Annotated in this window: 8 protein-coding genes and 1 pseudogene; 5 read left to right on the top strand and 4 right to left on the bottom strand. The window is 75.3% G+C overall.

Features of this window, described 5'->3' with window-relative positions; genetic code table 11:
• Positions 1 to 16: 16 nt before the first annotated feature.
• Positions 17 to 811 carry a maleylpyruvate isomerase family mycothiol-dependent enzyme gene (locus ACWC9R_RS10005; RefSeq protein WP_450730133.1) on the bottom strand — a complete coding sequence of 265 codons (795 nt, stop codon included), beginning with the start codon at positions 809 to 811 and terminating at the stop codon, positions 17 to 19.
• A 333-nt stretch (positions 812 to 1,144) separates the two neighbouring features.
• Here ACWC9R_RS10005 and ACWC9R_RS10010 point away from each other — a divergent pair, with 333 nt between their 5' ends.
• Positions 1,145 to 1,591, top strand: coding sequence for a DUF4118 domain-containing protein (locus tag ACWC9R_RS10010; protein ID WP_450730135.1), 447 nt, complete (start codon positions 1,145 to 1,147; stop codon positions 1,589 to 1,591).
• A gap of 1 nt (position 1,592) precedes the next feature.
• Here the strand turns inward: ACWC9R_RS10010 and ACWC9R_RS10015 are convergent, their stop codons facing one another.
• Positions 1,593 to 2,078 carry a hypothetical protein gene (locus tag ACWC9R_RS10015; protein WP_450730137.1) on the bottom strand — a complete coding sequence of 162 codons (486 nt, stop codon included), beginning with the start codon at positions 2,076 to 2,078 and terminating at the stop codon, positions 1,593 to 1,595.
• A 186-nt stretch (positions 2,079 to 2,264) separates the two neighbouring features.
• The gene (locus tag ACWC9R_RS10020; RefSeq protein WP_450730139.1) at positions 2,265 to 5,132 is read right to left on the bottom strand and encodes a SpoIIE family protein phosphatase; all 2,868 of its coding nucleotides are present in this window, start codon (positions 5,130 to 5,132) and stop codon (positions 2,265 to 2,267) included.
• Between the two features lie 252 nt (positions 5,133 to 5,384).
• Between ACWC9R_RS10020 and ACWC9R_RS10025 the strand changes: the two genes are divergently transcribed.
• The 3 genes and pseudogenes from ACWC9R_RS10025 to ACWC9R_RS10035 form a co-directional block, all read left to right on the top strand.
• The gene (locus ACWC9R_RS10025) at positions 5,385 to 5,906 is read left to right on the top strand and encodes a DinB family protein (RefSeq protein WP_450730141.1); all 522 of its coding nucleotides are present in this window, start codon (positions 5,385 to 5,387) and stop codon (positions 5,904 to 5,906) included.
• Between the two features lie 290 nt (positions 5,907 to 6,196).
• Positions 6,197 to 7,372, top strand: a complete 1,176-nt coding sequence (gene rsgA / locus ACWC9R_RS10030; protein WP_450730143.1) for a ribosome small subunit-dependent GTPase A — start codon at positions 6,197 to 6,199, stop codon at positions 7,370 to 7,372.
• Positions 7,373 to 7,478: 106 nt separating this feature from the next.
• A pseudogene (locus ACWC9R_RS10035) lies at positions 7,479 to 7,730 on the top strand (Ada metal-binding domain-containing protein); the annotation flags it as partial.
• 149 nt (positions 7,731 to 7,879) lie between these two features.
• Here the strand turns inward: ACWC9R_RS10035 and ACWC9R_RS10040 are convergent.
• Positions 7,880 to 8,362 carry a DUF456 domain-containing protein gene (locus ACWC9R_RS10040; RefSeq protein WP_450730145.1) on the bottom strand — a complete coding sequence of 161 codons (483 nt, stop codon included), beginning with the start codon at positions 8,360 to 8,362 and terminating at the stop codon, positions 7,880 to 7,882.
• Between the two features lie 398 nt (positions 8,363 to 8,760).
• Between ACWC9R_RS10040 and ACWC9R_RS10045 the strand changes: the two genes are divergently transcribed.
• On the top strand, positions 8,761 to 9,975 hold the full coding sequence (locus tag ACWC9R_RS10045; RefSeq protein WP_450730147.1) for a protein phosphatase 2C domain-containing protein: 1,215 nt from the start codon (positions 8,761 to 8,763) through the stop codon (positions 9,973 to 9,975).
• Positions 9,976 to 10,065: the final 90 nt, after the last annotated feature.

A 10,065-nucleotide genomic window follows, 5' to 3' on the forward strand; every position in this document is an offset into this window, starting at 1 on the left:
TCCGGCAACCCGGGTCTCAGAAAGCGGAGTTGGTGAACCAGCGGGTCAGCAGCTCCGCGTCACCCGTGGTCGCGAAGGCGTCCGCGCCGTGGTCCAGGCGCCCGTACAGGAGCAGCAGCAGATCCGCCGCGGTGCCCTCGACACCGGCGTCGGCGGCGGCCGCTTCCCCGGTCCGCGGCGCGGTGGCGAAGCCGTCCGGCCGCAGGCGGACCAGCCAGTCGCCGTCCGCGTCGGTGCACCGGAAGCGGAGCGTCTCGCCGTCGCCGCGCAGCCGGGCCACCTGGGGCGCGAAGGGCGTGGCGTGCGGCAGATTGGTCAGGAACTCGTCGACGCCGTCCGTCGCGAGCGCGGGGTCGACCACCGGGCGGCGGCCGACCGCGCACTCCGCGTCGGTACGGTGCACCAGCGTCTCGAACAGCATCCGCCGCATCCAGAACCGGGCGTGCTGATCGACGCCCCACGCCCACATCGGCGCGTCCGGGTCGGTCCCGGCGAACGCCTCCTCGGCGACCGCGGCACTGGCCGACAGCCAGCCGGCCCAGCCGTCCTCCGCCGTCGGCAGATCCAGCTCCACCTCGCGGCTGCGCGGCGGTTCCTGGACGAGCCGCCGCAGCAGAACGGAGAACATCCGCTGCACGCTCCCGGTGTGCCGGACCAGGTCCCGGAGCGTCCACTCCGGGCAGCCGGGCACCGGCGCCGACAGGTCCGCGCCGTCCAGCACCGCCACGAACGCGGCGGTCTCGGTCGCGACGGCGGCGCGGTGTCCGGCGGGGCCGACGGCCGCCCGGCCCATGGGGTGCGAGGTGTTCATGGACGGTGTTCCCGCTCTCTCCGGCCCGGCGACCGGACCGGCCGGGCATCTCTCCGCAGCCTGTCACAACGGGCGGGCGGGGCGGCGGGCGCCCCGGCCCGTATCGCCGGGAGCCGGGCCGGGCGTGGGCCGGCCTGAATCCGGCGGCCTCGGCCGCTCCACCCTGGGATCAAGGCGGCGTCAGAAAGCGCCTGCCGCCCGTACGTACGGCGTCAAGGACCGCGCCGCGGCGCTCCCGTACGGCCTACGGCGCGCAGTCTGGGAGCGAGGGTCCACCGCGGGTCCCGGGACCGCACCGGTCCGCCGCAACGGGCCGCAGCAGGAGGTGTTCCCGTGACCACCGTGCACCGCCCGGCGCCCGCGCCCCGCCCGTACCGCCCCCGCACCACCCGGTTCCCGCGGGTGACCCCGTCCGCCACGGCCCCGGTCCGCCGGGTGCCGCAGGACCGCACGCTCGCCCGTGATCTCGCGCTGCCGCTCGGCGCCGTCGGTGCGGCGCTGCTGGTGACCGCCCTGACGCTGGCCGGCGCGACCGGCCGGGAACCGGCCGTGCCGGCGCTGTTCGCCCTGCTGACGGGGGCCGTGGCGGTGCGCACCCGGCCGGTCCTGGCGCCCGTCGCTGCCCTGGTGTCCTGGATGTTCTACGACGGCTTCGTGCTCCATCAGCGTGCCGAACTGGCCTTCCAGGCACCCGACCGGACGAGCCTGTGCGTCCTCCTCCTCGCCGGCGCCGTGGGCGCGGGCTGCGCGGCCGCCGTACGGGCCGTCCGCCGGTCCTGACTCAGAGCCGGCAGCCGCAGCGGCGGCGCCGGGAGCGGACGGCGTGCCGGTAGCGGGACACCGCGGCCCGGCGCCGGCGGCTCGCCGCGCCCAGGAACCCCAGCCCGATGCCCAGCATCCAGACGTCCTTGGCCACGACCATGCCCTCCGGGGTCGGCCGCAGACTCCCCGGCTGCCGCATACCGGGAGTCCGCAGATACAGCCCGACCAGCCCGCCGGAGAACCCGGTCAGCGCGAGTCCGGCCAGCCGGGTGGGGACGAGCGGCGCCAGCAGCGCACCGCCGACCGCGACCTCGGAACACGCCAGCAGCCGGGTGAACGGCACCGCGCGGATCTTGGTCAGGAACGGATAGGCCACACACGCCGTGCTGTGCACACCCTCGGCGGTCTCCCGGTCGGCCCGCAGCAGCGTCAGCCCGGAATCCAGGACGAAGGCGCCGACGGCCAGACGCGGAGCCAGATCACGCGCTTCGGGCAACTGCACCATGGGAGCCTCCAAGATCAGCGTCGGCCCCCCGGCCGAGCTTAGCCAGGGGGCAGGGGCCCTGCATCCGGCGGCCGCCATGCGGGGGCGGCGGCGCGTACGGGCGGCGAGCGGCGGCGCTTCCCACGCCATGCGGCCGCGTGCCCCGAGCCCCGACGCGCGCCCGGCCCCGGGCCCCGCCCGCCGCCGTCACAGCGCGGGAACGTCGTCCCACTGGTCGAGGACGTCATCGACCGAGTCAGGCCCCGGCTCCGGACGGCCGCCGTCCAGCGACTGCTCGGTCCAGATGACCTTGCCGTCCGGGGTGTAACGGGTGCCCCAGCGCTGGGCGAACTGGGCGACGAGGAAGAGGCCCCGGCCCCCCTCGTCCGTGGTGGCGGCCCGGCGCAGATGCGGGGAGGCGCTGGTGCCGTCGGAGACCTCGCAGATCAGGGCCCGGTCGTACAGCAGCCGCACCCGGATCGGCTGGGCACCGTAGCGGATCGCGTTGGTGATCAGCTCGCTGAGGATCAGCTCGGTGGTGAAGTCGATCGCCGCCAGCCCCCAGGACTCCAGCATCCGCAGACAGGCCGCCCGGACGGGGGCGACGGCCGCCGGATCGGAGGACACCTCCCACTCGGCGACCCTGGTGGGGTCCAGCAGCCGGGTGCGGGCCACCAGGAGCGCGATGTCATCGCTGGGATGGGCGGGCAGCATCGCGTCGAGGACCGCCGTACAGGTCTCCTCGGGGGTGTGCTCCGCCCCGGACGCCAGGGCCGTACGGAGCAGCTCCAGCCCGGCGGCGATGTCGCGGTCGCGGTTCTCGACCAGCCCGTCGGTGTACAGCACCAGCCGGGAGCCCTCGCTCAGCGTCAGCTCCGTGGTCTCCACCGGCACGCTGCCGCCCAGCCCCAGCGGCGGGGAGACCGGCACCTCGGGGAACGTGACACCGCCGGCGGGGCGGATCACGGCCGGTCCGGGATGGCCCGCGGTGGCCAGGGTGACCCGGCCGGTGACCGGGTCGTAGATGGCGTACAGGCAGGTCGCGCCGGTGATGCCGGTGCCTCCTGGGTGCGCCGGTGCCCCGTCGGAGTCGCCGTCCGTGCCGCCGGGCCAGGCGCCCGCCACAGCGCGGCCGTCCTCGTCGCCGGTGCCCAGACCGGCCGCCCGTGCCTCGTCCGTGTCGATGTGGGTGACCAGCTCGTCCAGGTGGTTCAGCAGTTCGTCGGGCGGCAGGTCCAGGGCGGAGAAGTTGTGGACCGCGGTCCGCAGCCGGCCCATGGTGGCGGCGGCGTGCAGCCCGTGCCCGACCACGTCGCCGACGACCAGCGCGACCCGGGCGCCGGGCAGCGGGATGACATCGAACCAGTCGCCGCCGACCCCGGCGTGCGCGGGCAGATAGCGGTGGGCGACCTCCAGGGCGGACTGTTCGGGCAGGGTCTGCGGCAGCAGACTGCGCTGCAGGGTGACGGCCGTGGTGTGCTCGCGGGTGTAGCGGCGGGCGTTGTCGACCGCGACGGCGGCCCGCGCGGTCAGCTCCTCGGCGAAGGCCAGATCCTCCTCCCCGAAGGCGTCCGAGGCGGCGGACCGCCAGTAGTTGACCAGCCCCAGCACCACGCCCCGCGCCTGCAGCGGTACGGCGGCCAGCGACCGGAGACCGGCGTCCAGCACCTGCTCGGCGCCCTCCCGGTCCTGCTCATGCCAGGCGTCCGCGCCGCGCAGATCGCCGACGAGGACCGGCCGCCCGCTCGTCAGGCCCGTCGCCATCGGCGTCCCGGGACCGTACCGGAGCACCTCGCCGACCCGGTGGAGCGCCGCGTCCTCGGGGACCCCCCTGACCGCCATCCGCCGGACTTCGGCGCCCGCCCCTGCCGTCGGTTCGTCGCCCCGCAGCACCGGCTCCAGCAGCTCGACGGTGACCACATCGGCGAACCGGGGCACCGCGACCGCGGCCAGCTCCTCGGCGGTCCGCTCCACGTCCAGCGTGGTGCCGATCCGCAGCCCCGCGTCGTAGATCAGCTTCAGCCGCTCCTGGGCCACGCCCGCCCGCCCGGCCAGCGCCCGCAGTTCGGTGGTGTCCCGCAGCGTCACGGCACTCCCGGGGGGCCCGCCGTGCGGGGCGGTCGGCCGTACGTTGACCGCGAGCAGCCGGTCGCCGGCCAGCAGCACCTCGTCGGTCGCCGCCCGCCCCGACGTCAGCAGCGCGCTGAGCTGCGGTTCCAGGCCGAGGCCGGCGACCGGGCGGCGTTCGGCGTCCGCGGGCAGTTCGAGCAGCCGCCGGGCCTCGTCGTTGGCCAGCAGCAGCCGCCCGTCACTGCTGATGATCAGTACGCCCTCCCGTACGGCGTGCAGCACCGCGTCGTGGTGGTCGTACATCCGCCGCACCTCCGCCGGATGCAGCCCCCGCGTCTGCCGGCGCAGCCGACGGCTCACCAGCGCCGCCCCGCCGGCGACCAGCAGCAGCGCCCCGGCGGCGGAGCCGAGCAGCAGCGGCAGCTGCTGCCCCACCTCCGCGTCCGCCCGCTGGACGCGGATGCCGACGGCCACCAGCCCGAGGAGCGAGCCGTCCGGTTCGAGGACCGGGACCGTCGTGGTCACCGCGGGGCCGAAGGTCGAGGTGAAGGTCGCGGTGTACGGCCGCCCCTTGAGCGCGGGACGGTAGTCGTCGCCGGTGACGCGCTTGCCGATCAGCCGGGGATCGGGGTGGGTCCAGCGCATGCCGTCGGGCCGCAGGACGACGACGTAGTCGACACCGGCGGCCTTCCGGGCCGCCTCCGCCCGGGGCTGCAGCGCCGTGCTGGGGTGGGCGGACCGCATGGCGGCACGGGTGCCCGGGGCGTGCGCGAAGGTCTCGGCCCCGACGGCCGAGAGCTGACGGGCCTCATGGGCGCTCGCGTCCCGGGCCTGGAAGACGAGCGCCAGGACGGCCGCGATGACCAGCAGCACCGCGAGGGCGAGCTGCAGCACGAACACCTGGCCCGCGACGCTGTGACCGTTCAGCAGCGACCGCAGGCGTTGCCCCGGGGAGCGTGGTGACGCCGGTGTTTCGTCACCTTCTCGCCCGAAATTTTCCGTCATGACCCATATCTAGCATTGTGCTCCACCGCGAGGTGATCGGCCGTCCCGGGGCCCGCGCTCCCCGGGCGCCCTGCCCTGCCCCGTTGAGCAATGCTCAGCTGCTCTGGTGGCGGGTGTCCGGCGTCCGGTGTCTGGGGTCCGGCGGCCACCACGCCACGCCGGGCGAGCCGGTCACCGCTCCCGTCACCGCTCCGGGGACGCCGTACACCGCGTCCGGACCGATTGTCAGTGCCCTGTGCGAGCCTGACGGGCATGGGAACGACACCTGACGGGCGGCCCGTTCCGCCCCCGCACGCCGATGAACGCGCCATGCTGGAAAGCTGGTTGGATTTCCACCGCGCCACGCTCCCGCTGAAGTGCGCGGGCCTGGACGACCGGCAGCTCCGCCTAGCCTCCGCCGCCCCGTCCACGATGACACTGCTCGGCCTGGTCCGGCATCTCGCGGAGGTCGAACGCAACTGGTTCCAGCGGGTGTTCGCGGGCCAGGACGTACCGCCGCTGTACGGGGAGGGCGGCGGGTTCACCCTCGCCCCGGACCGCGGGATCGACGAGGCGCTGGCCGACTGGCGCGCGGAAGTCGCCCGGAGCCGCGAGCTGATCGCCACCGCCTCGCTCGACGACTCGGGCACGCCCTCCGAACGGGAGGCCGGATTCCTCGGGGACCAGGGGGTTTCCCTGCGCTGGATTCTGGTCCACATGATCGAGGAGTACGCACGCCACAACGGTCACGCGGACCTGCTCCGGGAACGCATCGACGGGGCCACAGGCGCCTGAGGTTCGCCGCCCGACCGGACCGGATCACGGGGAACGGAAAATGCCTGGCGCCATCGCGTGGGACCGGTCTACAGTCGGCAGCGTTCGGAGGACGGCCTGACGCCGCCCTCGTCGGCTGTCCGGGAAGAGCGGGAGGTGAGTACTGATGGCTGTCGTTGCGAAGGGCGCTGCCCGCATCCAGCAGATCATCAACCTCCTCCCTGTGGTCTCCGGCTGACCCGACGTCATCTCGCTTCGCCCGCGCCTCGCGCGGCACGGCCGGGACCGCTCCTTCTCGAAGGGCCATCCCGTTGTTCGACCTTTCTTCCTCTGTCGCGCACCCGCTGACCGCCTACGGCTGGGACGACGGATTCGCGCAGAGCTTCACCCCCTTCGCCGGGCCGGGACGCGTGCCCGGCCGTATCGTCCGCGTGGACCGCGGGCGGGTGGACGCCGTCGTGGCCGACGGCGACGGCATCCGTACCGTGCTGGCGGACACCGCGCTGGTGGCGACCTCCGACCCGATGCGGGTGCCGTGCACCGGCGACTGGGCCGTCATCGACCTGGAGAACGGGCGCGGCGGCGACCATGTCGACGGTGTCGTACGGGCGTTGCTGCCGCGCCGGACGGCGTTCGTGCGGTCCACCTCGTCGAAGCGCTCCGAGGGCCAGGTGCTGGCCACCAACATCGACCACATCGTCATCTGTGTCTCACTCGCGGACGCCCTGGACCTCGGGCGGATCGAGCGGTTCCTCGCGCTGGCGTTGTCCGGCGCGGGCGAGGACGGACCGCGACACCCCTCCGCACCCGCCGCGGAGGGCGGCGCACAGCCGGTGGTCGTGCTGACCAAGGCGGATCTGGCCGGCGACCCGGACGGTCTGGCACATCTCGTCGAGGACGCGGAGACCGCGGCGCCCGGGGTGCCGGTGCTGGCGGTCAGCTCGGCGACCGGTGACGGGCTCGATGTGCTCGCGGCCGTCCTCTCGGGCAGTACTTCGGTCCTGCTGGGGCAGTCCGGCGCGGGCAAGTCCACACTGGCCAACGCCCTGCTCGGGGAGGACCTGCAACGGGTGCAGGCCATTCGCGACCGGGACGGCAAGGGCCGGCACACCACGACCACCCGGGACCTGCGGGCGCTGCCCGGCGGCGGGGTGCTGATCGACACCCCCGGGCTGCGCGGCGTCGGCATGTGGGACGCCGAGAGCGGGCTCGCCCGGACGTTCTCCGAGGTCGAGGCGCTGGCCGAGGAGTGCCGCTTCCACGACTGCGCACACCGCTCGGAGCCGGGCTGCGCCGTACAAGAGGCCGTCGAGAGCGGGGAGTTGCCTGTCCGGCGGCTGGAGAGCTACCGGAAGCTGCAACGCGAGAACCAGCGCATCGTGGCCAAGACGGACGCCCGGCTGCGCGCCGAGATCCGCCGCGACTGGAAGCAGAAGCAGGCTCTGGGCCGGCACCTGATGGAGCGGAAGCGCGGCCCGCAGGGGTGAGCTGAGCGGTGGGGGAGGCCGTCCACGGCCGGCCTCCCCCCTTGCCGAGCGCCACGCCCGTCTTCTGCCGGCCGGGCCCGCCGGGCGTGCGGCGCGTACTCAGGGCGTGAGGGACGACGAGGCCAGGTACGAAGCGGTGAGCTGCCGGGACGCACGGTACGACTACGACGGGGAGTCCCTCTTCGCCGTGGTGACGACCTTCGCCATGGTGACGACCGGCGTCCACTGCCGGCCGAGCTGTCCGGCGGTCACACCCCAGCGGGTGAACGTGCGGTTCGTCCCGTCGGGCGCCGCCGAACAGGCGGCCGGGTTCCGGGCCTGCCGCACCGACCGGACGCCGGCCGCCTTCCCAGCGTCGCGGCCCGCGCACCGGCGCCCACCTCAGGATGCGGGCGCCGGCCGCCCCTGACGTGGCGAGCGCGCCGGGGCCGGACCGGGAGCGAGGCGGGACGGCGGCCCCGGCCGCGTACGCCCCCACCGCCCCCATCACTCCCACCGGGCGCCCCCTCAGCCCGCCACCACCGCCCCCGTCCAGGCGCCGACGACCAGCAGGCAGGCGAACAGTTCGACCAGCACGCTCAGGCCGATGGCGCGCAGGGCCGTACGGGTCGAGGCCCAGGCGTCGCCGTGGCTGCCCAGCCGGATGCGCTCCAGCAGATAGAGCCCGCCGACGGAGCCCAGCAGGCCCCCGACGACCGGGATCACGAAGAACCCCACGATGCCGGCCACTCCCGCCAGGAACAGCGCACGGTACGGCGTGCCCACCGCCCGCAGATCGCGGGCCGGCAGCAGCCACTTCACCACCTGGTTGAGCAGCAGCAGCGCGGTGGCGGCCATCAGGACCACCCAGGCGAGCGCGGACCTCTCGGACAGCGTCCACCACATCACGCCCGCCCAGACGATCAGCGGCCCGGGAATGCCGGGCACCAGCACCCCGAGCAGCCCGAGCAGCATCACCAGACCGGCCGCGACCAGCTGCCAGACACTCATGCGCCGGCCGCACTTCGCCCGGCCCGCCTGCCGTCGCCCCGCGCGCGCCGTCCCGTGGTCCGCTCGCCGCACCCGGTCACGCGCCGGCCTCACTCCCGGCGGGCGCGCGCCCGGTGACGGCCCGTCCGCTGCACACTCTCATGGGCCCAGGGTGCCGGAAGCGGCCCGGAAGCGCTTGCCGGCGGGCGGCCGGAGCGCGGGCCCCGGGGAAGCGCGCCGGTCCTACCGGTCACACCGGAGCCGAACTGACCGCCGTCCACCACGGTTCGCCCGCCCACCTACGAGGACCCGCGCTGGTCAGCGACTCCCCTGGACGGTCACTCTTGTGAGGCCGAACGCCCGGTGGACGCTCTTTTGCGCCCTGTTGAGGGCACGGTCGCGCAGGGACAATACGGCGCATGAACCAGCAGGAGGCCGGGTGCGGCCAGGAGGACGACTGGTGGCGGGAGTTGTACGGCGAGGGAGGGGGAGACGACGCGCCGGGGCGCGCCGCGGTACGCGACGCCGGGCCGGCCGACACCCCGGACACCCTCGATGACCGGGTCGCCTCGGCGCTCCGGGCGGTGGCCGCGCCGCGCCGGGCGGTCCCGAGGCGCCAGCCCCCAGCGGCCCGCCCGACGGCGTCCCCGTCGGCGCCGATCCCGCTCCAGGCCACCGGGCCGGGCCACCGCCCGGCGCCTGCCGCCCCGCCGGTCGCCCCGTCCGCGCCGGAGCCGCCCCGTGACATCCCAGCCCCGGCCGGCACCGGCACCCCGGACGACCGCCCGCCGCTCTCCGGCGAGCTGGGCACCCTGCCCGCCGCCGACCCGGCCGCCCTCGACGACCTGGTGCCGGACACCGCGCTGGACGGCGCCCGGTACGGCTCACTGACCCTGCTCGCCGCCTCCCGGCGCGGCGACCTCGCCCGCCACCGCGGCGACGTACGCCGCGACGCGCTGCTCACCGCCCGCTTCGGCGCCGGCCGGCACGCCCTGATCCTGGTCGCCGTCGCCACCGGCCGCCCCGCCGCCGAGGGCGGCCACCGCGCCGCCCAGGAAGCCTGCGCCCGCATCGGCGGCGCGGTCGGCCGCAGCTACACCCGACTGGCCGAGGACATCCGTACGGACCACCGCAGCGCCCTCAAGTCCGGGCTCCAGCGGCTCACCGACCGCAGCTACGGCAGGCTGCGCGACCGGACACCGGAGCCCGACGACGCATCGGAGCGGTACACCCCCGCACTCCGCTGCCTGCTGCTGCCCGCCGACCCGGACTGCCGGACCCGGGTGTTCTTCGGCGTCGGCGCGGGCGGTCTCTTCCGGCTCCGCGACGGCGCCTGGGAGGACTTGGCGCCCGCGGTACCGGACCAGGCCGCCAAGGCGGGACCGGACGACGGTGCCGACGGTGCCGAGCCGTTCCTCTTCCGTACCGCCTTCGCCCGTCCGGGGGACACCCTGCTGCTGTGCAGCGCCGGCCTCGCCGAGCCCCTCCAGCAGGACCCCGGGTTCGCCGCCCGGCTGGCCGGCGAGTGGTCCGCCGCCGCGCCTCCGGACCCGGTGTCCTTCCTCGCCGCCGCACAACGTCCCGTGGCGGGCCACCCGAAGGACCGTACGGCCGTCGGGGTGTGGGAGTCCTAGGACCTGTCGTCAAACTCCCGTCGTTCGCCCGAAGGGCGGCCCCGCGGCGTCTGGTGCGTGCGATCGCAAGGCGGAGGGTCGCCCCGATAC

This window comes from Streptomyces sp. NPDC001219 (assembly GCF_053597915.1).

Coding starts and splice junctions, on each gene's coding strand:
- ACWC9R_RS10020 (WP_450730139.1), bottom strand. CDS start 5,132: ATGACGGAAAATTTCGGGCGAGAAGGTGACGAAACACCGGCGTCACCA.
- ACWC9R_RS10040 (WP_450730145.1), bottom strand. CDS start 8,362: ATGAGTGTCTGGCAGCTGGTCGCGGCCGGTCTGGTGATGCTGCTCGGG.
- ACWC9R_RS10045 (WP_450730147.1), top strand. CDS start 8,761: ATGAACCAGCAGGAGGCCGGGTGCGGCCAGGAGGACGACTGGTGGCGG.
- ACWC9R_RS10015 (WP_450730137.1), bottom strand. CDS start 2,078: ATGGTGCAGTTGCCCGAAGCGCGTGATCTGGCTCCGCGTCTGGCCGTC.
- ACWC9R_RS10005 (WP_450730133.1), bottom strand. CDS start 811: ATGAACACCTCGCACCCCATGGGCCGGGCGGCCGTCGGCCCCGCCGGA.
- ACWC9R_RS10025 (WP_450730141.1), top strand. CDS start 5,385: ATGGGAACGACACCTGACGGGCGGCCCGTTCCGCCCCCGCACGCCGAT.